Source organism: Daejeonella sp. (assembly GCF_030684675.1).
In the GTDB taxonomy this organism is placed as follows: Bacteria; Bacteroidota; Bacteroidia; order Sphingobacteriales; family Sphingobacteriaceae; genus Daejeonella.
This window is the reverse complement of record NZ_JAUXXZ010000035.1, coordinates 56628-80925: the sequence shown is the minus strand read 5'-3', so window position 1 is coordinate 80925 and position 24298 is coordinate 56628. Positions and strand designations below refer to the sequence as shown.

Annotated in this window: 18 protein-coding genes and 1 other RNA gene; 8 read left to right on the top strand and 11 right to left on the bottom strand. The window is 40.8% G+C overall.

The genetic code is table 11. From position 1 onward, the window contains the following. Positions 1 to 362 precede the first annotated feature (362 nt). The gene (locus Q8M41_RS07605) at positions 363 to 854 is read right to left on the bottom strand and encodes a regulatory protein RecX (protein ID WP_305364650.1); all 492 of its coding nucleotides are present in this window, start codon (positions 852 to 854) and stop codon (positions 363 to 365) included. A 59-nt stretch (positions 855 to 913) separates the two neighbouring features. On the opposite strand from Q8M41_RS07605, the gene Q8M41_RS07600 reads away from it, so the two are divergent. Both Q8M41_RS07600 and Q8M41_RS07595 read left to right on the top strand, forming a co-directional pair. Further along, a complete protein-coding gene (locus Q8M41_RS07600; protein WP_305364649.1) occupies positions 914 to 3373 on the top strand; it encodes a bifunctional UDP-N-acetylmuramoyl-tripeptide:D-alanyl-D-alanine ligase/alanine racemase in 2460 nt (819 codons plus the stop codon). After that, positions 3366 to 3959: a DUF502 domain-containing protein gene (locus Q8M41_RS07595; RefSeq protein WP_305364648.1), complete on the top strand. Its 594-nt coding sequence runs from the start codon at positions 3366 to 3368 to the stop codon at positions 3957 to 3959. The genes Q8M41_RS07600 and Q8M41_RS07595 overlap by 8 nt, the downstream gene beginning before the upstream one ends. A gap of 213 nt (positions 3960 to 4172) precedes the next feature. Here Q8M41_RS07595 and Q8M41_RS07590 read toward each other — a convergent pair whose 3' ends face one another. Continuing rightward, complete coding sequence (locus Q8M41_RS07590) at positions 4173 to 6224, bottom strand: OPT family oligopeptide transporter (RefSeq protein WP_305364647.1); 2052 nt, start codon at positions 6222 to 6224, stop codon at positions 4173 to 4175. Positions 6225 to 6357: 133 nt separating this feature from the next. On the opposite strand from Q8M41_RS07590, the gene Q8M41_RS07585 reads away from it, so the two are divergent. Beyond that, positions 6358 to 6843: an HAD family hydrolase gene (locus Q8M41_RS07585; RefSeq protein ID WP_305364646.1), complete on the top strand. Its 486-nt coding sequence runs from the start codon at positions 6358 to 6360 to the stop codon at positions 6841 to 6843. A gap of 113 nt (positions 6844 to 6956) precedes the next feature. Here Q8M41_RS07585 and Q8M41_RS07580 read toward each other — a convergent pair whose 3' ends face one another. From Q8M41_RS07580 to ffs, 4 genes are all read right to left on the bottom strand, one after another. Next, a complete protein-coding gene (locus Q8M41_RS07580; RefSeq protein WP_305364652.1) occupies positions 6957 to 7949 on the bottom strand; it encodes a YpdA family putative bacillithiol disulfide reductase in 993 nt (330 codons plus the stop codon). Between the two features lie 124 nt (positions 7950 to 8073). Further along, positions 8074 to 8733, bottom strand: coding sequence for a fructose-6-phosphate aldolase (gene fsa / locus Q8M41_RS07575; RefSeq protein WP_305364645.1), 660 nt, complete (start codon positions 8731 to 8733; stop codon positions 8074 to 8076). Positions 8734 to 8746: 13 nt separating this feature from the next. Beyond that, positions 8747 to 9130 (bottom strand): four helix bundle protein, encoded by a 384-nt coding sequence (locus Q8M41_RS07570; protein ID WP_305364644.1) that lies wholly within the window; start codon positions 9128 to 9130, stop codon positions 8747 to 8749. A 44-nt stretch (positions 9131 to 9174) separates the two neighbouring features. Further along, an RNA gene (ffs, locus tag Q8M41_RS07565) (signal recognition particle sRNA small type) lies at positions 9175 to 9274 on the bottom strand. A gap of 217 nt (positions 9275 to 9491) precedes the next feature. On the opposite strand from ffs, the gene gltB reads away from it, so the two are divergent. After that, positions 9492 to 14018, top strand: coding sequence for a glutamate synthase large subunit (gltB, locus tag Q8M41_RS07560; protein WP_305364643.1), 4527 nt, complete (start codon positions 9492 to 9494; stop codon positions 14016 to 14018). Next, positions 14018 to 15493: a glutamate synthase subunit beta gene (locus Q8M41_RS07555; RefSeq protein ID WP_305364642.1), complete on the top strand. Its 1476-nt coding sequence runs from the start codon at positions 14018 to 14020 to the stop codon at positions 15491 to 15493. The genes gltB and Q8M41_RS07555 overlap by 1 nt, the downstream gene beginning before the upstream one ends. A gap of 120 nt (positions 15494 to 15613) precedes the next feature. Here Q8M41_RS07555 and Q8M41_RS07550 read toward each other — a convergent pair whose 3' ends face one another. The 3 genes from Q8M41_RS07550 to Q8M41_RS07540 all read right to left on the bottom strand — a co-directional run bounded on the left by Q8M41_RS07550 (position 15614) and on the right by Q8M41_RS07540 (position 17486). Next, positions 15614 to 16414 (bottom strand): GNAT family N-acetyltransferase, encoded by an 801-nt coding sequence (locus tag Q8M41_RS07550; protein ID WP_305364641.1) that lies wholly within the window; start codon positions 16412 to 16414, stop codon positions 15614 to 15616. Positions 16415 to 16459: 45 nt separating this feature from the next. Beyond that, positions 16460 to 16822, bottom strand: coding sequence for a YdeI/OmpD-associated family protein (locus Q8M41_RS07545; RefSeq protein WP_305364640.1), 363 nt, complete (start codon positions 16820 to 16822; stop codon positions 16460 to 16462). A gap of 127 nt (positions 16823 to 16949) precedes the next feature. Beyond that, positions 16950 to 17486 carry an RNA methyltransferase gene (locus tag Q8M41_RS07540; protein ID WP_305364639.1) on the bottom strand — a complete coding sequence of 179 codons (537 nt, stop codon included), beginning with the start codon at positions 17484 to 17486 and terminating at the stop codon, positions 16950 to 16952. A gap of 118 nt (positions 17487 to 17604) precedes the next feature. Here Q8M41_RS07540 and Q8M41_RS07535 point away from each other — a divergent pair, with 118 nt between their 5' ends. After that, positions 17605 to 18648: an aldose epimerase family protein gene (locus Q8M41_RS07535; RefSeq protein ID WP_305364638.1), complete on the top strand. Its 1044-nt coding sequence runs from the start codon at positions 17605 to 17607 to the stop codon at positions 18646 to 18648. Here Q8M41_RS07535 and Q8M41_RS07530 read toward each other — a convergent pair. Further along, positions 18645 to 19883 (bottom strand): MFS transporter, encoded by a 1239-nt coding sequence (locus Q8M41_RS07530; protein WP_305364637.1) that lies wholly within the window; start codon positions 19881 to 19883, stop codon positions 18645 to 18647. The two genes, Q8M41_RS07535 and Q8M41_RS07530, sit on opposite strands and share 4 nt — an antisense overlap. A 222-nt stretch (positions 19884 to 20105) precedes the next feature. Between Q8M41_RS07530 and mutS the strand changes: the two genes are divergently transcribed. After that, entirely contained in the window at positions 20106 to 22682 is a 2577-nt protein-coding gene (mutS, locus tag Q8M41_RS07525) for a DNA mismatch repair protein MutS (protein WP_305364651.1), read from the top strand. A 110-nt stretch (positions 22683 to 22792) separates the two neighbouring features. Here mutS and Q8M41_RS07520 read toward each other — a convergent pair whose 3' ends face one another. Then, the gene (locus Q8M41_RS07520; RefSeq protein ID WP_305364636.1) at positions 22793 to 23251 is read right to left on the bottom strand and encodes a YMGG-like glycine zipper-containing protein; all 459 of its coding nucleotides are present in this window, start codon (positions 23249 to 23251) and stop codon (positions 22793 to 22795) included. A gap of 417 nt (positions 23252 to 23668) precedes the next feature. On the opposite strand from Q8M41_RS07520, the gene Q8M41_RS07515 reads away from it, so the two are divergent. Next, on the top strand, positions 23669 to 24241 hold the full coding sequence (locus Q8M41_RS07515; protein ID WP_305364635.1) for an RNA polymerase sigma factor: 573 nt from the start codon (positions 23669 to 23671) through the stop codon (positions 24239 to 24241). Positions 24242 to 24298: the final 57 nt, after the last annotated feature.

Sequence of the window (24298 nt, the reverse complement as noted above, 5' to 3'; positions counted from 1 at the left end):
GGGAATTAAAGGGGGTGGAACCTCCCCGTAGCCCCTCCAAAGGGGCACAGCATAGCGCCTAAATCCCTACTTAATAATAAATTTTGATACTTTGACACCTGTTTAAAGATGTGTCCACACGATAGGACCCTGAAGGGGTCGTATGTGAAAATTTCCAATACATTCGACCCCTTCAGGGTCGGGATTTCCGTTTTAAATAAGTCTATAAACATTTGACCCATTCTGGGTCATTAGAAAAAATTCCAGCCTGGATTGCAATCTACAGATTGAATTAAACCCTTAGACATTACTCCTTCTGGATCAAGCCAATCAGTCTTTGAAGAGAGAGCTTTCATATAAGCATGTTTTATTAAAAAATAATTTTAATCGGACACCAGAAATTCAGTAATCTGGTCTGCAATCAGGTCAGATTCATAGCCTTTGGAAGCAGCGTATCGGCTTAAGAGGTAGCGGCGCTTAAAGGAGTCTTTCTCTGTAAGTAAATTAGATTTCTTTTCAAGAATCTGTCTTAAACACAGCAAATAATCGTCTTCATCGATGCTTTTAAGTGCTTTCTGTATCATCTTATCAGGAACCTGTTTTAATTTTAGTCCCTGTTTAATCTTCATTCTGCCCCAACCCTTGATTCTGAATTTACCCAGGGTATAAGCTTTTGAAAACCGTTCTTCATTCAGAAAATTCTGATCAATAAGCTCAGAAATGATTTCCTCTACATCTTTTTGATGCAGACCCCATTCATAAAGCTTATTTCTTACCTCATATTGCGACCTTTCCTGGTAGGCGCAATAGCTTTCAACTTTCAGTTTTGCCTGTTCTCTACTGAATATTTTCGGCTTATTGTTTTCGTTTTTCAAAGCACTGAAATATCGCAAATATTTGAGAAGAATCTTTAAAATTTATTGAAATTAGCAGAATGAACCATATCCTATATTCAACAGAAGATCTCAGTGCTATCCTGAATGCAGAGTCTTTTATTCAGAATAAGGATATTTTGATCAGAACCATTCTTAGCGATAGTCGGAAGCTTAGCGATATCAATCATTCACTCTTTTTTGCCCTGAAAGCAAGGAGGGACGGACATAGTTTCATTCCTGCTGTTTATGAAGAAGGATTACGGAGTTTTGTGATTTCTGATACAGAATTTGACACCGGAGCCTATCCTGATACAAATTTCTACATAGTTACCGATACATTAATTGCTTTGCAGGATCTGGCAGCTGCTCATCGTTCTAAATTCAATTATCCTGTCATCGGTATCACCGGCAGCAATGGTAAAACCATTGTTAAAGAATGGCTCTATCAGCTCCTTGTTCCTGAGAGCAATATTGTCAGAAGCCCAAAAAGTTATAATTCACAGATCGGTGTACCTGTATCGGTATGGGAAATGAATGAGGAAAATGATCTGGCGATCTTTGAAGCCGGGGTATCCAAAGAGGGTGAGATGGAAAATCTGGCCAGGATTATACGTCCAACAATTGGAATTCTAACCAATATAGGGGAGGCTCATAGTACCGGTTTTGAAAGTCTGAATGATAAGATCAGGGAAAAACTGAAGCTGTTTGAAGGAGTGGATCTGTTTATTTATTCTGATAAATATCTGGATCAATATGATGGCGAAATACCCGGGACCAATAAATTCACCTGGAACTATCGTGGACAGGCAAATTTAGAGGTTTTTGATGATGAGGTGCTTGAGGAAAGATTCCAGTTTCTAAGGGCGCGTTTCAATGGAAAGGATGTTCAGGCAATGATCCCCTTCACTGATCAAGCCTCGATTGAAAATGCAATTATCTGCTGGGCAAGTTTACTGGCATTGGGTTATGAGCCTGAAGAGGCTGATAAGCGGCTTGAGAAGCTGATTCCAGTAGGAATGCGGCTAGAACTTAAAAATGGCATCAATAACTGTTCTGTAATCGACGATTCTTACAGTCTCGACCTTTCTTCTTTGGCGATAGCCCTGGATTTTTTGAAACAACAGAACCAGCATCAGCGACGTACATTGATACTTTCTGATATACCCGGGACTGATTCCGAGGCAGTTTATGAACAGGTCAGGAATCTGCTCGAAAATAAATCGGTAGACAGATTAATAGCAGTCGGTGAGCAAATCAGCAAGTATGCTGTTGATTATCCCTTTGAGACCGAATGTTTCGCCAGCACAGCGGATTTTCTGGAACATTTCGCTTCAATAAAGTTTCACAATGAGACCATTCTTTTAAAAGGTGCAAGGTCTTTTGAGTTTGAGAGAATCAGCCAGCTTTTGACCCAAAAGGTACACGAAACCGTTCTTGAGATCAATCTGAATGCTTTGGAGTATAATCTGAATCATTATAAGCTGGAATTAGGGGCCGGGACAAAAATAATGGCCATGGTGAAGGCATTTTCCTATGGTAGCGGCAGTTTTGAGATAGCCAATCTACTTGAATTCAATAAAGTAGATTACCTGGCTGTTGCCTATGCGGATGAAGGTGTTGCCTTACGTAATGCCGGATGTAGTTTGCCTATCATGGTTATGAGTCCGGATGCAATGGCTTTTGAAACAATTATTCAGCATAAACTGGAACCGGAGATATTCAGTGTACGCGTTTTAAATCAGTTGATGGAGGTGTTGAACCGAAAGAATCTGGAGAATTATCCAATCCACCTTAAACTGGATACCGGTATGCACCGGCTGGGCTTTATGGAGGCAGAACTGGATGAACTACTTGAAATTCTAATCAATACAAAGGGAGTACGCATTCAGAGTGTGTTTTCTCATCTTGTGGCAAGCGAAGATCCTGAGCATGATGAATTTACCAGATACCAGATCGATCTTTTTTTCAGACTCTCTGAAAGGATCAGCAAAAGCCTGAACTATCCATTTATGCGGCATATAGCCAATACGTCCGGGATCAGTCGTTGGCCCGATTCCCGTTTTGATATGGTTCGTCTCGGTATTGGACTTTACGGAATAGATTCTGCTTATGATTCAAAATCTCCCTTACAAACCGTAACTTCGCTGAAAACAAGTATATCACAGATCAAGAATATTCCTGCTGGCGATACAATAGGGTACGGTAGGGAAGGGAAGATGCCTGAAGGAGGCAAAATTGCTACCGTGAAGATCGGTTATGCAGATGGTTACCGCAGGGGATTGGGCAATGGAAAGGGTAAAATGATAGTAAGAGGGAAGGAAGTCCCAACCATCGGGAAGATTTGCATGGATATGTGCATGCTGGATATTAGCGGAATTGATGCTGCCGAAGGAGATGAGGTTATTGTGTTCAATGATCAGATCCGGGTGGAAGATATTGCAAAACAGTTGGATACGATACCTTATGAGGTACTGACCGGGATTTCCCAACGGGTGAAACGAATTTATTATTATGAATAGAATAGTCAGAGCTTTATTTAATTACCTCGTGAGGGGTGCCCTGGTGATTCTGCCAATTGCCGCGGCTTTATTCTTTATTTACTGGGCAGTTTCCAAACTGGATTCGGCACTCAATTTAAGTGATGTAATCTGGGTGGATCAGACCGGAAAGCCAATCTATATTCCGGGATTAGGTATTCTTAGCGTTGTGGTTTTTCTGATTGTTGTTGGAATCATCGTGACCAACTTTGTAACTGACCCAATCAAAAAGTGGTTCGGCTCCTGGTTCAAAAAATTGCCTGTATTCAATGTGATCTATACCTCTTTCAAAGATCTTACAGAGGCTTTTGTAGGGGATGATAAGAAATTCAACGAGCCTGTAGTTGTAGAAGTTAACGAAACAGGATTGAAGAAAATTGGCTTCCTGACTCAAAAAGACCTCTCCAAAATTGGTTACCCTGGTGAGGTTGCGGTATATTTTCCCTTATCTTATTCCTTCGCAGGACAATTATGCATTGTGAATGCAGATCGGGTTAAACCCCTAAAAATGAGTGCCAGTGAAGCAATGAAATTCATTGTATCGGGTGGAGTAAGCCAAATTCCCTGAATTTAATGATAAAATGAGCAAATGAGAGAATTAGCAAATGTGAGAACCGCGAAATATAATTGTTATGCGTTTCCCCCATGAGACTCGCTGGTTTGCTTAATAAATATCAGTTAATGCCAAAACTTCCAACAATGTTTCTGAAATTTTAAAATAAAAAATAGTGTATAGTCCAGATGTTTCAACCCAAACTTTACACTACCTGCTATTTATGAATTACTTTTCTTTACTAATGGCAATACGGTATAGGGTCCAGCCCATGAACAGGAAGAACATAAAACCTAATATCTGATATCCTCCGGTTCCAAGCAATCCGCTCAGGTGCTCTTCCATATTCAAGCTGCCTGCCGGACCCCCGGTTGATTCAAATGCCATCAGGAAGGCATAGATAACACCCATCAGCGCCCCACCAGCAACCAGTCCGGTAGCAAACAGATTTCCTTTGCCCAGTTCCTCATCTTCTGATTTTTTGCCATCCTTCTTAGTTCTCATCTCTACCAGACCCTTAATAGCTCCTCCGGCAAATATGGGAAGGGTAGTGGATAGGGGTAAATAAGCTCCTACAGCAAAAGAGAGTGATTTTACTCCACATAATTCGATTGTGATCGCCAGAAAGACTCCAACGAGTACAAATTGCCAGTCGAGGTTAAATGAGAGTAGTCCTTTGATCAGGGTAGCCATCAGAGTTCCCTGAGGTGCAGGGTAGGTTTCGGTTCCGATTGCATGTGTTATTCCTTGTGCTGTCATTTCAGCAGTGGGTCTGTCTAATACAGAAAGTGTGAGTCCAATCACAACAGCAGAAACTATTGCACCAACAAACAGTGCTAATTGCTGATACCTTGGCGTTGCGCCAACAATATATCCGGTTTTAAGATCCTGTGATGTTGCTCCGGCGTTGGCTGCAGCAATACAGATCATGCTACCTACAACCAATGCCATAGGCTCATATAAATGGCCGGTCCAGCCAATACTGATGAAAATCAGACAGGTTCCCATTAAAGTAGCGATTGTCATTCCGGATACCGGATTTGAGGAGGTTCCGATCAAGCCTACGATCCGGCTGGATACGGTCACAAAGAAAAATCCAAAGATGATAACTAAAACACCAATCAGTAATTTGTTTAATACAGAATCACCCGGTATTTGTGGTAATAAAGCCATCAGTAAAATAAGTCCAAGGCTTCCCAAAATGACGATTTTAAACGAAAGATCATCATCTGTGCGTTTTATAGTCTGCTTTTCTGAATTCGACTTATTCATCGAAGCCAGACTAGATTTGAATGATGAAACAATCGTAGGAATGGTTTTAAGCAGGGTAATAAATCCACCCGCAGCAACTGCACCTGCCCCGATCTGTTTTACATAAGCCTGGTAGATTGCCGTAGCTGTATTGGCAAAGACCATGTTTAAAGGATCCCATCCTCCCGGCCCGCCGGGACTGTATACATCTTTCAGGTAACCCAGCTTAACTAATTGATAGGCAATGGTTTCTGCCGGTACAAGTGTTGCCAGCAAAGGGATAAGTCCCAGCCATGCAAGTACACCGCCTGCTACCAGAACTCCGGCAATCTTTGGTCCGATGATATAACCAACACCCATGTATTCGGGAGTGATTTCACCATTTACTGTTGCTGAAGGAAAGAATTTGTTCGCCTGGCTTGTTGCCCAGGTAGGAGCCTCTGCAATCAAATGAAATATTTTCTGAAGAATAGCATAGCCAAATGCAAATGCAAGTCCGTAATAAGCTGTTTTGGCAAAGTCACCTCCTTTTTCGCCTGCAATCAATACGGATGCACATGCAGTTCCTTCCGGATAGGGCAAACTTTGATGTTCTTCAACTATCAGTGACCTCCTGAGCGGAATCATCATCAGGGTTCCAAGTATCCCGCCTAAAGCAGCAAGGAAGAAAATTGGCCAGTAAGAGAAAAAGGATTCACTGTTACTCCCTGCAGATAGAAATAGAAATCCCGGCAGGGTGAAGACAACACCTGCTGCAATTGATTCTCCGGCCGAACCTGTTGTCTGGATAATGTTATTTTCAAGTATGGTTGTTTTGAAGAACTTACGGCCAATAGAGATAGCCAGTACGGCAATTGGGATGGACGCAGATACGGTTAATCCGGCTTTTAACGCAAGATAAACTGTTGCTGCTCCAAAGATTATCCCGAAAATTGCCCCCAGTAACACTGATTTTACTGTAAATTCAGCTACCCGACTATCTGAACTGATATAGGGCTTAAATTCTTTCTTTTCTGTGATGTCCGACATAGTTTTTTAATTGGTTTTCTAAATTAAAGATACTTCTTTTAGCGATATTTGAAATATGGAAGAGCGATTTGAATTTAAATTTTTCTCCGGCAAAATTAAATATTAGGGTCATTAACAGCATATCGGAAATATAATGAAAAAAGCCGTTTTTTTAGATCGGGATGGGGTTTTAAATAAAGAACTCGGTGATTATGTATGCAAATTCGAGGACTTTAAAGTGCTGGAGCATAATTTTCCGGCTTTGATAGAATTGCAATCGCGGGGTTATTTATTGATTGTTATTACCAATCAGGGTGGGCTAGCCAAGGGCTGGTATTCGGAAGAAATACTAGGCGGTATGCATGATCATCTCAGAAAAACCTATGCTGATCAGGGGATTCATTTAGCAGATATTTATTACTGCAGGCATCATCCTGAATATAATGGGAATTGTCTTTGCCGTAAACCCGGTTCAATAATGCTTGAAAAGGCCATAGCCCGTTTTGGCATAGATGCCGGCTCATCCTATTTTATCGGCGACCGGGAAAGGGATGTAATCGCCGGTGAAGCAGCAGGAGTGAAGGGGATATTGATAGATAGTGATCAGCCGATTGGGGAGATTTTGAATATGATTGCTTAATTAGAGGGATTTTCCTAAAATCTCCCCAATCGGCAGTTGAGAATTGAGAATTGAAAATGGAGAGTTTCAAATTCTCCTTAATTGAGCATTGAGAATTTCCAATTAATATCAACTCAATTCTCAACTCTCCATTCTCCATTCTCAACTATATTTTGAACTATCTTAGTAGCGTGCACCCTCGAGTTCTCAATGAACCAAACATGCGTATCCATACCTCCACAGATCACTCCGGCGAGGTAAATGCCTTTCCTATTGGTTTCCATCGTTTCGGGGTTATGTTCCGGGACCTGTTTTTCATCATCTGAGATATTGATTCCCAATTTCCTTAGAAAACTCAGATCAGGCTGATAACCTGTCATAGCCAAAACAAAGTCATTGCGGATCGAGATTTTTCCTTCCGTACTGATTATGTCAACTTCATGTTCCCTGACCTCTGCTAATGTTGAATTAAAATAGGCTTTAATGCTGCCTTCTTTTATCCGGTTTACGATGTCCGGTCTGACCCAGTATTTTACCCGTTCGCCGATTTCAGACTCCCGGATCACCATACTTACCTGAGCGCCTTTACGATAGGTTTCAAGTGCTGCGTCTACTGACGAATTGTTGGCGCCAACAACAAGTACATGCTGTTTGGCGTAAAAATGAGGGTCTTTATAATAGTGTTTTACTTTCGGAAGATCTTCTCCGGGGATATTCAGCAGATTGGGAATATCATAAAATCCTGTGGAGATAATGATGTTAGCGGCTTCATATTGGGATTTGCTACTTTCAATGCCATATTTACTGCCCTCTTTCCTTACAGATTTCACCTCTTCAAAGAGCCTAAGATTAAGGGCGTAGTGCTCAGTTACCCTACGATAGTATTCCAGGGCCTCAGAACGGGTTGGCTTTATGTTATTGCTGACAAAGGGTATACCACCGATTTCCAGTTTATCAGAAGTAGAAAAGAAGGTCATATTTGCCGGATAATTGTACAGCGAATTAACCAGACAACCTTTTTCAAGAATGATGTAAGATAGTCCGGCTTTTTTTGCCTCAATTCCACAAGCCAGTCCAATTGGACCGCCACCAATGATCAGAATATCGTATTTATTGCCCAATTCCATTTTTATTCTTGCATTCAATCATTTAAAGACAATAGGCCTAAAATTACAAAAAGCATAGAGTTTTACCCTCTATGCTTTTCCCTTTTAGCTTTAGACTTTTAGCTTTAAGCTTTCGGCTTTTAGCTTACTTCCCTGCAGCTTTCGCATGATCAGCAAGAAATGTTGCGAGTCCGCTATCAGTCAGAGGATGTTTTGACAAGGCAATCATTGCTGACAGTGGTCCGGTGATCACATCAGCACCAATTTTAGCACAATTGATAATGTGCATCGGATGACGGACTGAAGCGGCCAGAATCTGAGTTTCAAAGCCATAGTTGTCATAGATTAAACGGATATCTTCGATCAGGGTTAAGCCATCGGTTGAAACATCATCCAGTCGACCAATGAAAGGGGAGACGTAGGTTGCTCCAACTTTTGCTGCCAGAAGTGCCTGTCCGGATGAAAATACCAGCGTACAATTTGTTTTAATACCTTTTGAACTAAAGTATTTAATCGCCTTAATTCCTTCAGCGATCATCGGTACTTTAACAACAATCTTTGGGTCAAGTGCGGCAAGAATTTCACCTTCTTTCACCATGTTTTCAAAATCAGTAGCAATTACCTCAGCACTGACATCTCCATCAACAAGTGCACAGATAGCTTTGTAGTGGTTAATTACATTTTGATCGCCTGTGATGCCTTCTTTGGCCATCAGGCTTGGATTTGTGGTTACTCCGTCTAATATTCCCAATGCCTGTGCTTCTTTGATCTGGGCGAGATTTGCGGTGTCGATGAAGAATTTCATTTTGCTGATTTGTCTATTTGTTGATTTGTTTATTTGTCAATTGAGTTTTCGTTGTTGCAATAATCTTGGTAATAATTTTTTGAATGATTTTCAATTCATCGAGTAAACTTTGAATTTCAGGATAGTTTATAACCTCTTTTGACAAAAGTAGCCAATATTCTGTTTCATCGGCTTCCTTCGCAGAAACTTTAAATTTATGGATAAAATCAGCTTTGCTCTCTGCGTTTTGCGCCTCTCTTGCATTTGCACCAATCGAAGTGCCCGAACGTTGCAATTGATTTGCAAGAATATATTGTTTTTGATCCTGTAAGAGCTGAGAGAATTTAAGTATGTGAACAGCAAATTGAAAGGTTTTATCAATAATCAGATTATCCTGAAGTGGGATTTTTGTTGTCATTGACAAATCGACAAATTATCTAATTGACAAATTGAAGAAAAAAAAATGGGCAAGCACCTTTTATCGCACCGCTACAACCTTCTACCCTTGCTGCGTTCCCACCCTGGGGGAGTTCAAAAGGAGCTGGTCGTAAAAGACTTGCCCGGCACAAAAGTAGAAAAAAAATGCAAATTCAGGCCATAGGACAACAATAGAATTATGAAATGCGAAAGTGTTAACAGAATAGAAGAAAATTTATTAATATTGCAATTCAGAAGTGAGAAAATAGGATTTTTTGATTTAATCATAAAAATAGTTGTAAATCAAGTAAAAACGACGTATTTTAATTAATTTAGACGGCTTAATAAATTTAATTCAATAGATGACAAATACTGACAACCAAACACAGGGTTTATATGATCCTTCTATGGAGCACGATGCCTGTGGAGTTGGTTTTATTGCAAATATTAAGGGGAAAAAATCTCACAAGATTGTTAGTGATGCCCTTACTATTTTGGAGAACATGGAACACCGCGGTGCCTGTGGTTGTGATCCGGATTCGGGTGATGGTGCAGGGATTTTAATTCAAATCCCACATGAATTTTTTAAACAGGAAGCTCTGAAACTCAATATCAGTCTTGAAAAGGCTGGTAGTTATGGTGTAGGGATGCTTTTCTTTCCAAAGAAAGCTACAATTAAGGAAGAGTGCCGCAGAGCGATCGGGAAGGCGGCAGATAAGCTTGGACTTAAAATATTGGGTTACCGGAAAGTTCCAATCAACAGCGGAATAATCGGTGAAGCTGCATTTTCGTCAGAGCCCGATATTGAGCAGTTGTTCATTGCTAAACCTGTATCATTGCATACGCCTGAGGATTTTGAAAGAAAGCTATATGTCCTGAAGAACTATGCTACCAAACTAGTCAGAGAAACTGTGACTGGAGCAGAGCAGCAGTTTTATGTTGTATCGCTGTCTCAGAATGTCATCATGTATAAGGGTGAGTTTACAAGCAGCCAGGTTAGGATTTATTTCCCTGATCTGAACAATAGCTTGCTAAGTTCTGCATTTGGGATGATCCATTCACGTTTTTCAACCAATACATTTCCATCATGGCGCCTGGCACAGCCTTTCAGGTTTATTGCGCATAATGGAGAGATCAATACTTTAAAAGGGAACTTAAACTGGTTTTACTCGGGCATTCGTTCATTTGCATCACCTTTTTTCAGTAAGGATGAAATGGATATGCTACTGCCGGTTATTGATAATAATCAATCCGATTCAGCATGTCTTGATAATGTTGTTGAGTTGTTATTCCATTGCGGTCGTTCTTTACCGCATGTAATGATGATGCTTATCCCTGAAGCCTGGGATGGAAATGAGCAGATGGATCCCGCAACGAAAGCATTTTACGAATATCATGCTACCCTGATCGAGCCATGGGACGGACCGGCAGCTATTGCCTTTACCGATGGACATATGATCGGAGCAACCCTCGACAGGAATGGTCTTCGTCCGCAGCGTTTCGTTATTACAGATGATAATCAGATCATTGTGGCATCAGAAGCAGGGGTTTTACCTGTTGATGAATCAAAAGTGATTAAGAAAGGGCGCTTACAGCCCGGAAAAATGCTGGTGGTGGATACCATAAAAGGTACCATCATTGAAGATGATGAAATCAAAAAGGCAATTACTACCCAACAGCCCTATGGTACCTGGTTAGAAAACTATAAAATCAGGCTTGAAGACCTTGCGGAGCCAAGAGTTGCCTTTACGCAGTTATCAATTGAATCAACATTCAAATACCAGCAGGTATTTGGTTATTCACGCGAAGATATAGATACCCTGATCAAGCCAATGGCCCTCACCGGCAAAGAAGCAGTAGGATCAATGGGTACAGATACGCCATTAGCGGTATTTTCTGATCGTCCGCAGCATCTTGCAAATTATTTTAAGCAGTTGTTTGCACAGGTTACCAATCCGCCGATCGATCCGATCCGGGAGCGTCTGGTGATGAGCCTTGCCGGATTTATGGGTAATAATGGTAATATCCTTGATGAGGATGAAATGCATTGTCATTGTGTGGCATTGCCTCATCCGGTATTGAGTAATATTGAACTGGAGAAGATAAGAAGTATAGACACTGGTTCTTTCCAGGCCAAGACGCTTCAAACCTATTTCAAGGCGGATGGACAGCAGGGTTCATTACAGCGCGGTCTTGAACGCCTTTGCAGGTATGCAGAAGATGCTGTTCATGACGGATTTGAGGTTCTGATTTTATCCGACCGGGCTATTGATTCTGAACACGCTCCAATTCCATCTTTGCTTGCAGTATCAGCAGTGCACCATCACCTGATCAAGAAAGGTCTTCGCGGTGCGGTAGGTATTATGCTTGAAGCTGGGGATGTCTGGGAAGTTCATCATTTTGCATGTCTCATCGCATTTGGTGCTACAGCGGTTAATCCATACCTCGCGCTGGCTACAATACATAAACTAAAAACTGATGAAAGAATAGATACTTCACTGGATGTTAAGTATTTATATAAAAATTATATCAAATCTGTTAATGATGGTTTGCTGAAGATATTCTCTAAAATGGGTATATCAACTTTGCAATCTTATCATGGCGCCCAGATCTTTGAGATCGTTGGTTTAAATAAGGATGTGATCGATAATTACTTCACCGGTTCGGTATCCCGCATCGGAGGAATGGGATTGGATGATATCGCAGAGGAAGCCCTGCGCAAACATTTCCTAGGATTTAAGCGCCGTGGGATAGAAACAAAATTATTGCCTGAGGGTGGTGTTTATCAATGGAAAAGAAAGGGTGAGGCGCATCTGTTCAATCCGGAGACGGTTCATTTGCTGCAGCATGCTACCCGGACCAATAATTACGATGTTTACAAGAAATATGCATCCCATATTAATAAACAGACTGACACTTTATATACTATCCGTGGACTTCTTGATTTTGCTCATCACCGTCAGCCGGTGCCTTTGAGTGAAGTCGAGCCTGTGGAGGTCATTCTGAAGCGTTTCGCAACTGGAGCGATGTCATTTGGGTCTATCTCTCATGAGGCACATAGCACCCTTGCGATTGCGATGAACAGGATCGGTGCCAAAAGCAATACAGGTGAAGGTGGTGAGGATGAATTAAGATATGTACCATTAGCAGATGGAGGTTCCATGCGCTCTGCGATTAAGCAGATTGCGTCAGGAAGGTTTGGGGTTACAGCCAATTACCTGACCAATGCAGACGAATTACAAATCAAAATGGCACAGGGTGCTAAGCCCGGTGAAGGCGGGCAGTTGCCTGGCGATAAGGTTGATGACTGGATTGCAAAAGTTCGTCATGCAACACCGGGTGTAGGATTGATTTCGCCTCCACCTCACCATGATATTTATTCAATCGAGGATTTGGCACAGCTGATTTTCGATTTGAAGAATGCGAACCGGGCTGCCCGTATCAGTGTTAAACTGGTTTCAAAGGCGGGTGTTGGTACCATTGCGGCTGGTGTAGCAAAAGCCCATGCTGACGTGATCCTGATTGCAGGACATGATGGTGGAACCGGAGCATCACCGCTTACTTCAATCAAACATGCAGGTTTGCCATGGGAACTCGGATTGGCTGAGGCTCAGCAAACTCTGGTTAAAAATAAATTAAGAAGCAGGGTAGTGCTTCAAACTGACGGTCAGTTAAAAACAGGTAAAGACATTGCCATTGCAACACTTCTGGGAGCAGAGGAATGGGGTGTAGCAACTGCTGCATTGGTTGCTGGCGGTTGTATTATGATGCGTAAATGTCATCTGAATACCTGTCCTGTTGGTGTTGCAACTCAGGATCCTGAACTTAGAAAACTATTCTCAGGTAAGCCTGAGCATATTGTTAACCTGTTCAGATTTATTGCAGAGGAATTACGTGAGATTATGGCAGAGCTGGGATTTAGAACTATCAATGATATGGTAGGAAGGGTTCAGTTCCTTAAAATGCGGGATGATGTAGATCACTGGAAAGTGAAGAATATTGATCTTTCAGGTATTTTATATCCGATGGATAATCCGTCAGGCATGACCCTGTACAACAGTGAAAAACAGGATCATAACCTGGATAATGTGCTCGACTGGGAATTGGTTAAAAAGGCGGCAAAAGCCATTGAATCAAAAGAACCGGTATTTGCTTCTTTTAATATCAAAAATACAGACCGGACAACGGGCACGATTCTTTCGAATGAGATCACGAAGAAGTATCAGTCTGCCGGACTTCCTCAGAATACGATAAATTACACCTTTACAGGTTCTGCCGGACAAAGTTTCGGTGCTTTCTGTACCAAGGGAATTTCCTTTGAACTTTGTGGGGAAGCAAATGATTATGTTGGAAAAGGTCTTTCAGGAGCTCAATTGGTTATTTATCCTTCAAAGAAAAGTAAAGTTTTGTCGCAGGAGAATATCATCATTGGTAACGTAGCGCTTTATGGTGCAACATCGGGTGATCTGTTTGTAAGAGGTCAGGCAGGAGAGCGATTTGCTGTAAGAAATTCTGGAGCCATTGCTGTTGTGGAAGGTGTGGGTGATCATGGCTGTGAATACATGACCGGAGGAAGGGCCTTAATCTTAGGCAAAACAGGCCGAAATTTTGCTGCTGGTATGAGCGGAGGAATAGCATGGGTTTATGATTCGGATAACTCTTTTGTAGAAAATTGCAATACAGAAATGGTTGACCTTGATCCCTTATCGCCAAAAGATGAAGAGGAAATTCTCAGCCTGCTGAATAAGCATGTTCAGCTTACTCAAAGTCAGGTAGCGAAATACATTCTTGATGACTGGGCACAGCAATCTTCATCATTTATCAAAGTATTTCCAAAGGAGTACAAAAAGGTTTTATTACAAAAAGAATTACAGCAATCAGCGGGATAATGGGAAAAGTAACAGGATTTAAAGAGTATGACAGGGAGCTTCCTAAGAAAATTGCTCCTGCAGAACGGTTAGAAAATTATAATGAATTCGTTCAGGAATATCCGGCTGAGAAGTTAAATGAACAGGCGGCCAGATGTATGAATTGTGGGGTTCCATTCTGTCATTCAGGCTGTCCGCTGGGAAATGTTATTCCCGAATTTAATGATGCGGTTTATCAGGGTAAATGGGAGGAAGCTTATCTGATTCTTAACTCTACCAATAATTTTCCTGAGTTCACCGGACGTATTTGTCCGGCACCCTGTGAAGCAGCCTGCGTTTTGGGTATAAATAAGCCACCGGTTGCTATTGAAGAGATTGAAAGGCATATTATCGAGATCGCCTATTCTAAGGGATATGTGAAGCCTAGTACCCCAATTTTACGTACTGGTAAAAATGTTGCTGTTATTGGCTCAGGCCCTGCAGGTTTAGCTGCTGCGGCTCAACTGAACAAAGCAGGCCATAATGTGACGGTGTATGAACGCGATGATCGTCCGGGAGGTCTTTTGCGCTATGGTATTCCTGATTTTAAACTTGAAAAGTCGGTTATTGACCGTCGTCTCGAGATAATGGAACAGGAGGGTGTGAAATTCGTTTGTAATGTAGAGGTTGGAAAGGATGGAGATATGAAGACCTTTATTGATCAGCATGATGCGGTAGTTGCAGCTGGTGGCTCAACAATACCCAGGAACCTTAACATCCCCGGACGTGATTTAAAGGGTATCCATTTTGCTATGGATTTTTTAAAGCAACAGAATAAGACCGTAGGGAATATTTCGTTCACAGGTGAGCGTATTCTGGCTACAGATAAGGATGTGGTAGTGATTGGGGGTGGTGATACCGGCTCTGATTGCGTGGGTACTTCTAACAGGCAGCATGCCAATACTGTAAAGCAGTTTGAGCTAATGGTTCAGCCGCCTGCAGAGCGCACTGAGAACATGCCTTGGCCTACTTATCCGATGCTTCTGAAAACAACCAGCTCGCATGAAGAGGGTTGTGAGCGATTCTGGGGTATCAATACCAAATCTTTCTTAGGTAATGAAAATGGAGAGCTCAGGGCGATTCTGGTATCTGATGTGAGCTGGGAACTTGATGCAATGGGTCGTCCGGTAAAATTCAATGAAGTAAGTGGCTCTGAGCGTGAAATTCCTTGTCAGCTGATACTTTTGGCAATGGGATTCCTTCATCCTCAGTATCCCGGAATGGTAGAAAATGCCGGTCTTGAAATTGATGGAAGGGGGAATGTAAAAGCCGATGAAAGAAATTACCAGACCAGCGTTGCAAAAGTTTTTGCTGCCGGTGATATGCGAAGAGGACAATCCCTTGTCGTTTGGGCAATTTCTGAAGGCCGGGAAGCAGCAAGAAAAGTTGATGAATTCTTAATGGGAGCTACTACACTGCCAAGTAAGGATAGAATCAATGAATATGTGATTTCTTAGAGGGAATAGGAAATAGGGAATAGGAAATACACGTTTCCAATTCCCTATTTTCATTTTCAATTATCAACCCAATTGCTATCGGGTGTCAATTCTCCACTCTCAATTCTCCACTCTCAATTACTAACCCAGTCCTCCACTAATCCTGTTAAAATTATTCTCTGCTTTCCATTCACGTTTTGCACCCAGGATCATTCTTTTGGATCTCCTGACTTCTTTGTAATTATTCCCCAGCAGGAAATCTATTCCGGGCTGGTTTTTTACAGGGAGTTTTGTGGTATTCTTTACCCTCATACGCAATTTCATCAGTTCAGTTCCGGCTTCGGGAAGATCGGCCATAATATAGCGGTCGAAAAACCCCGGAAAGTAAGCACCTCTGACTATGCCATCTGAAAGATAGAGAAGTGAAGGTTTCAGATGATCCCTGAAGATAACTTCTCTGTTTTCACCGGATGTAATTCTGTCCAGTTCCATTACTGCAGTTCTGTATTTTTCTTCAAAGGGAACAACGCTGGCTGGGTTTTTCAGGTTTAGATTGAGCAGATTACCATCGAGATGCATGTAGTCCATTTCCATTTCAAATCCAACTTTTTTATAGATAGGGTATCCCATATCAGTTGCATCCAGATAAATAGTTTTAAAGATCTTCGGATCTGCAAGTTCTACAAGAGCGCTTGTAAGCATTTTACCCAGACCCTGATTCCTGTATTCAGTATGAACGATTAAATGCGCCAGCCAGGCAGTATCCTGATGTTTTATTATAGTTCCGACAGCAATAGGTTTACTTCCATCACTGATCTTTATTGGATTGCAGAATTTTGAGGATGTATAATAATAAAAATAGGGTCTGATGTCATCCCAATCGGGCGGCTGAAGCTCATTCAGAAGGTCAATATCGTGGTTTTGTAAGCTATGGACTTCCATATCTGATAAATTCTTATTTCTCTGAAGGGTTTTTCTTACCTGCACTTAGTTTTTCAGCGCTTTTAAGGATCCGCTCAGTTCTGGTTTTTCCTGTTTGGCAGTCAATATCCAGGTCACATATTCTTTTTTATTGGTGTAAGATAATGATTTAAAAAAGTCTGCAGCCTGAGGATTTAGTTTTTTAATTAACTCAGGGGGCAGGGTAATTATACGTTTATCAACATCAATATATGTGCTCAATTCATTCACGCGTATCGAAGAATTACTTACATCAGAATTTTTGATCTGATCATTTGGTCTGAACCGGAGAGCAGTCCAGGTTTCATTAATTGCAACAGACGCTACGGGACGGAGGCCGTATTTGGATGTTTCCTCCCATGAACTCATCATAATCGTTCCCTGCTCCATAACTTATTCTGACGTTCCCTGGCAATGGCTCAAGAAGCCTGATATAATGCTCTGGACTATTTACAAGTAAGACAGACTTACCTGGCTTGATCAATAATTTTTTTGTTAATGTATTTATTGACATCGCTTAAGGCCTGAGTTTTAGTTTGGCAAAAAAGTCCCATAGCACTATCCCGGCTGAAACTACAATATTAAATGAATGTTTGGTGCCAAATTGAGGGATTTCTATACAGGTATCAATTAGTTTCATTGCTTCATCACTGACTCCATTTACCTCATTTCCAAAGATTAGGGCATATTTTTCGGAAGTTTTAGGTTGAAAATCATTGAGCATAACGCTGTTATCCGCCTGCTCAATGGCTATAATGGTGTAACGGGCTTCTTTTAATTTCAGGATTAATTCGCTGATATCTGCTGAATATACCCATTCAATAGATTGGGTCGCCCCAAGGGCTGTTTTTTCTATTTCACGATGAGGTGGCTGAGCGGTAATCCCGCATAAGTATATCTTTTCAATCGCAAACCCATCAGAAGTACGAAAAATAGAACCAATATTGTGCATGCTGCGAACATTGTCCAATATTACAGTGATGGGCAATTTATCCTGTTTTTTAAATTCCTCAATGCCTACACGCCCAAGTTCTTCTGTTTTTAATTTCCGCATATCTTCCAAAAATAGCCTCTTCGAATTGAAGCTGCTTTATTTTTCAAAATTATTAAAGATTTTGGCTTAATTTCATGATTTGGAATGCCCTTGCATTTTATTGGTTTTAGAATCAGATATGTCAATAGTCCAGTCTCCAGTACTATTTCAACACCAGAATGAGGATGTGTATCTTTTTACATTGAAAAACAGTAATGGACTTGAAGTTAGTATCAGTAATTTTGGAGCTATTATCCAATCATTTATCGTTCCTGATAGTATAGGAAAACAAAGAGATATTGTACTAGGTTTCGACCAGATGGAGCATTACATTGATCAGTCTTATCTTGAATCTAATTCTTATCTGGGTGCTATTGTCGGGAGGTATGCCAACAGGATCAGTAATTCTGTTTTTGAATTAGATTCTCAACTTTACAAGCTTAGTTCAAACCACCCTCCGCATCAGCTTCATGGTGGTTATGAAGGTTTCGACAGAAAAGTATGGAAGCTTGAAAGTATTTCAAGTATTCCTGATGCCCGTCTTGTTCTCAGCTATCTTAGTAAGGATGGAGAGGAAGGTTTTCCGGGGAATCTAAGAGTGCAGGTATCTTTTAAGCTTAAGGACAATAATGAACTGCTCATGCAAACAGAGGCCAGTACCGACAAAGCCACCCCGGTTAATTTAACCCATCATGATTATTTTAATCTGAATGGTACAGGAACAATTGAAGATCATTTTGCGGAAATACCTGCTTCTTTTTACCTGGGGCAGCATAGTGACCTGGTGCCAAATGGTGAAATACTTGCTGTAGAGAATACTTTCTATGATTTTAGAGGTGTAAAACAGATCAGCAAGGTGTGGGATCCTGAAAAGGGTTATGATCAGTCTTTTATACTGGACAAAGAGTATGGAGAATGGGGAAAGGCGGCAATGGCTTACTCAGAAAGTAGCGGGATAAAGCTTGAGGTATTTACTGATGAACCCACTGTGCAATTTTATACTGGTAAGCATTTAAATAATACAGGAGTTAAGGGTAGAGCAAATTATTCGCCTTATTGCGGTCTCTGTTTTGAGACCCAGCATCATACCAATGCAGTGAATATCCCGAATTTTCCTTCGACTATTTTAAGACCGGGCGAGATTTATAGAAGCAGAACCAGTTATAAAATTTCGCTGTATTAAGAAGAAGCGATATTCATCACATTTTTAAATTCCCTTTTTCTGTTTAAATTATTGAGGTAAAAATAGCCACCAGCTGTCAGCAGGCAAATGCCAAAAATAAAGTACCAGAATAATTTATAACCCCCGTATTCGATCAGAAATGATCCGTAAATCGGACCTATGATTTGAGCTATAGACCATGCAATGGTATACAGGGCTGCATATTCTCCACGGTTTCTGTCGTTAGAACGACTCATCCAAAAGGTATTCATGAAGGGCATAGCAATCATTTCTCCCAGTGTTACCAGAATGATGGAAATAACCGCAAGCCAGGCCGCAGCCGGAAAAAATATTAATATGGCATAACTAATTGCTGCTATAATCACCCCAATACCGGTGAAATACAGTGGAGATCTTTTCCCCTCAAGATTGTTTACCAGAAGCATTTCGGTGAAAACAATGATCAGTCCGTTCATAGCCATTAATACCCCGATAAATTGCTCGGTCAATTTCCATTCTGTTTTGAAAAATACCGGTTGCAGGGTAAACAACTGAAAAAAACAGGATGAAAACAATATGGTCAAAACGATAAATGCCAGATATATTTTATCCTGATAAGGGGATTGAACCTGAATTTCATGAGTTTCAGTTTCCTTAGACTTTGAGTTTTTTACTGCCGGCAATAATTTGATGAGAAAGACTGCAGCGAGGATGTTGGAGAACCCGTCCACATAAAATAACAAATGATAATCAACAGAAGCAAGGAAGCCACCCAGAGCTCCACCAAATGACCAGCCGAGATTGACTGCGAGCCTGTTTAATGAGTTGGATCTTGTTCTCGTCGTCTCATTACTGTAATAGGCTATTGCTGTTGCATTGGCGGGTCTGAAGCTCTCATTACACATGCTCAGAATGAATGTCCCTATTCCCAGGCTCCAAAATGTTTCGAGAAAGCTGATCATAAAGAACATCAGGCCGCCGCTTAATAGTGCTCCAATCTGAAGGTAATAGAAGCCAATCTTATCTGTAAACTTTCCACCGAAAAATGCACCAAACACTGATCCCAGTCCGAAGATTGCCATGATCAATCCCGCCTCAACTATGCTGAAATTTAATTTCTGAGTACAATAAATAGTGAGGAAAGGCACTACCATAGTTCCGCTGCGGTTAATCAGCATCACAAAAGAAAGATACCAGCTTTCCTTACTAAGTCCGGAATAGGCTTTTTTGTATAGATTAATAGGGTATGAAAGCACGCGGCAAATTAAATAATAGTTCGGAAAATTGATAAGGAACCTACATATTTGACTACCAAATTGATTATTTATTACAGGGATTTAACAAAATCAGTTTGCGGATTTCCCCACCTTGAGACAGTTTTCCACAAATCTTCTAAAAGTTATGCAATCCATTAACTTTATGGCCTGATTAATTGCAAGAACTTGTCTAAAAAGAACGAACAGAAGGAAACACCTTTAATGCTGCAGTACAATGCCATCAAGGCTAAATATCCCGGTGCATTATTATTGTTTCGAGTAGGCGATTTTTATGAAACTTTTGGGCAGGATGCGATAAAAGCCTCCGGAATATTAGGGATTGTGCTAACTAAACGTGGAAATGGTTCGGGCACTAATACGGAGCTGGCTGGTTTTCCACATCACTCTCTTGAAACTTATCTGCCAAAATTGGTCAGAGCAGGTCAAAGAGTGGCTATTTGTGATCAGCTGGAGGATCCTAAAACAACAAAAACCATTGTTAAAAGAGGGGTAACTGAGCTGATAACTCCCGGTGTCTCATACAGCGATAATATCATTCAGCAAAACACCAATAATTACCTGGCTTCACTGTATTTTGAAAAGAATTCATTTGGGATAGCATTTATCGATATCTCGACGGGTGAATTTCTGGTTGCGCAGGGTAATGCCGATTATATAGACAAGTTGCTTCAGAGTTTTAAACCGAGTGAGGTAATTTTTCAAAAAAGCAGGCAGCGCGATTTTACGGAGACTTTTGGCGACCGGTTTTATACCTATCATCTCGACGACTGGGCTTATAGTGGTGATTATGCTTCTGAATTTCTGCTCAAACATTTCGATGTCAAGTCATTGAAAGGCTTTGGAATTGAAAAATATCCGCTTGCTATCACTGCTGCTGGGGTAGCCCTGCATTATCTGAATGAGACCGAGCATCGTAATCTTCAGCATATTTCCTCTGTTTCAAGGATTGAAGAAGACCGTTATATGTGGCTGGACCGGTTTACGATCCGGAACCTTGAACTGATAGGCTCCGCGAATGAGAATGCAGTCAGCCTGGTAGATGTGCTGGATAAGACCTGTTCTCCGATGGGAGCACGTTTACTTCGTCGATGGATCATTATGCCACTGAAGGAGCTAAAACCAATTCAGGAACGTCTGGATGTGGTTGAATTCCTTGTCGGGCAGGATGAACTCCGTGAAAAACTATTGCATGAATTGAAACAAATAGGGGATCTTGAAAGGCTGATTTCTAAAATTGGTCTTCAAAAGGCAAACCCCCGGGAAGTATTGCAACTGAAAAGGGCACTTTATGCTATTTTCAACCTCAAGGAGCTTTGTCATGAATCTGAAAGCTTCCCATTAAAAATGATTGCCGAGCAGTTCAATCCCTGTGTTCTGATCAGGGATAAAATTGAGCGGGAGCTGAATCCTGATTCGCCGGTGATGCTGGCGAAAGGCTCTGTTATAGCAGATGGGGTTGATGAGGAACTCGACCGTCTAAGGAAGATCGCATTCGGAGGAAAGGGCTACCTGCTCGAAATCCAAAAGCGTGAGGCTGAAATTACCGGTATTCCATCCCTAAAAGTTGCATTCAATAATGTTTTCGGTTATTATCTGGAAGTAACCCATACCCATAAGGATAAAGTTCCTGCCGAATGGCTTAGAAAGCAAACTCTGGTTAATGCGGAACGTTATATTACCCCGGAGCTAAAAGAATACGAAGAGCAGATCCTTGGTGCGGAAGAAAAAATTCAGGTTCTGGAAACCCGTCTGTACAATGAATTGACCTTTGCACTATCCGAATTTATCAAACCCATTCAATTAAATGCCCAATTAGTGGCTCAATTGGATGTATTGATAAATTTTGCCAGCCTTGCGATCAGGAATTATTATGTCAAGCCTGTGATCGATGAAAGCAGTGTAATTGATATTAAAGGGGGCAGACATCCGGTTATTGAAAAAAACCTTCCTTCGGGAGAGGAATACATTACCAACGATGTGTTCCTTGACAGTGATACTCAGCAGATCATAATTATTACCGGTCCGAATATGTCGGGAAAATCGGCTTTATTGAGGCAAACCGGCTTGATCGTACTCATGGCACAAATGGGTTGTTTTGTTCCTGCAAAGGAAGCACAGATTGGCCTTGTAGATAAGATTTATACCCGGGTAGGGGCTTCGGATAACCTCACCACGGGTGAGTCAACATTCATGGTTGAAATGAATGAAACAGCTAGCATTCTGAATAATTTATCACCCCGAAGCCTCATTCTGATGGATGAGATAGGCAGGGGTACCAGTACCTATGATGGAATATCAATTGCCTGGTCAATTGCAGAATATCTTCATAATCATCCCACGGCGAAGGCAAAAACGCTATTTGCGACACATTATCATGAATTGAATGAACTGACCAACTCATTCAGCAGAATAAAGAATTTCAATGTGTCTGTTAAAGAGTTAGGGAACAAAGTTATTTTTCTAAGAAAACTGGTTCCTGGAGGTAGTGAACATAGTTTTGGGATACATGTCGCTAAGATGGCTGGAATGCCGCCAAAGCTCGTCAGCAGGGCAAACGAAATATTGAAACGGCTTGAGCAGGAAAGGACAGGTGGAGAGGATATCAAAGATAGCCTCAAAAAAGTTCAGAAGCAAGCCTACCAGCTACAAATGTTCTCAATTGATGATCCGGTACTGGTTAAGATCAGGGATATGCTGAATAATCTTGAAGTAAATACACTGACGCCGGTTGAGGCTCTGATGAAGCTTGATGAGATTCAAAGGGTTCTTAAGGCTTGAGTATTGAGTATTGAGTATTGAGTAGTGAGTAGTGAGAGCCAGAGATCAAGACAAAAAAATGCCCCGGATTAAATTTAATCCGGGGCATTTTTTTTCATAGGTAGAAATTGTTACTGATTCACTCTGCCGGATTTTTTATCCTGCTCCCTGCCAATTACATAGCCTGTTCCTGCACCAACAACACCACCAATTGCAGCACCTCTGCCATCTTTTTTGTCAACGATGATTCCTGTTCCTGCACCAATAACTCCACCGATAACTGCACCCTTAGCAGCTGAACTCCAGCCTTTTTTCTGTGCTGTTGTACCTGTTTGAGTTGTTGTGTTTGTCGTGTTTGTCACTGATTTTGAAGAAGTACCTGATGATTGATACTGATTTTTAGTATTAGCTCTTTCTTTTGCGATTGCTAATGCAGTTGCAGCCGAATCTGCTGATGCAGCTCTTTTAAAGCTGTCAAGCTGATTTACCATTCTGATCGAGTCCTGATCTATTTTAGCATTCTCATTCGCGTTACTGTTGCAAGCTGTAACTATCACTGCAAATGCAAACATGATTAGTATATTTTTCATAATTTCCTTTTGGCCACATGGTTGATGGCCAATATAGTACAGAAATAATGGTGCCAAAAATTTTGTTTTGCGAAATTTAATTTACGGGATTCAGGATTTATTTAATTATTCTGACTTTCTATATTTAGAATTTATTGATATGTAGCTCACAAGCGGTTAGACAGATTTTAAGAGTTCTGGAACTTTCACTTAAATTATTTTAAGATTTTTTGTGCAGGAAGCAGCCTCATAACTATTTTTTTATTCCTGATTTACCAGAACAACCATTATTGCTCGATGGGATATTGTTACCAATTGGAGTATTTGATTTATAAACAGTTTTTATCACTTTTCCAAGAAATTTTTTAAAAAAATAAATAAAATTATTTTGTATTAATGTAATATTGTTGTTAACTTCCTTATCCTTTAGAAATATTTATGTCAGATTTATCTGAAAGTAATGAGTTGATAAAAGTCGCTGGAGGCGACGAAATAGCCTATAATCGACTTTATTATAAATATCATCAGCAACTTGGAAAGCATATATTCCGGATCACCAACTCTGTTGATCTTGCTGAAGAGATTGTAATGGATGTATTCCTTAAAATATGGATGAACAGGGAAGTTCTCGCCGGGGTAAAAAATTTTAAAGCATATTTATTTGTAATCTCCAAAAATCACACTTTAAATTGTTTGAGAAAGCTGAGTATTGAACGTCAACATTTCAACGACTTTGAAGAAAGCTATACGAGCTCACATATTGGTTCAAGCTCTGATCCCAACGATTACTATACTATCCTTGACGAAGCAATCGATCGTCTACCTCCTCAACAACAAAAGGTATACCTTTTAAGCAGACATGAGCGACTAAGGTATGCCGAAGTGGCGAACAGGATGAACATTTCCCGTGAATCAGTAAAAAAATATTTACAGATAGCTACTTTTTCCATAACTAATTATGTTCTGACAAATTTCCATATTTTATTAATACTCTCCATTATTTTTATTTAAGCCAATACCCCCCTTTTATGATTCTTTGGTGTCTTGTATACAAAGAGAATTAAACAG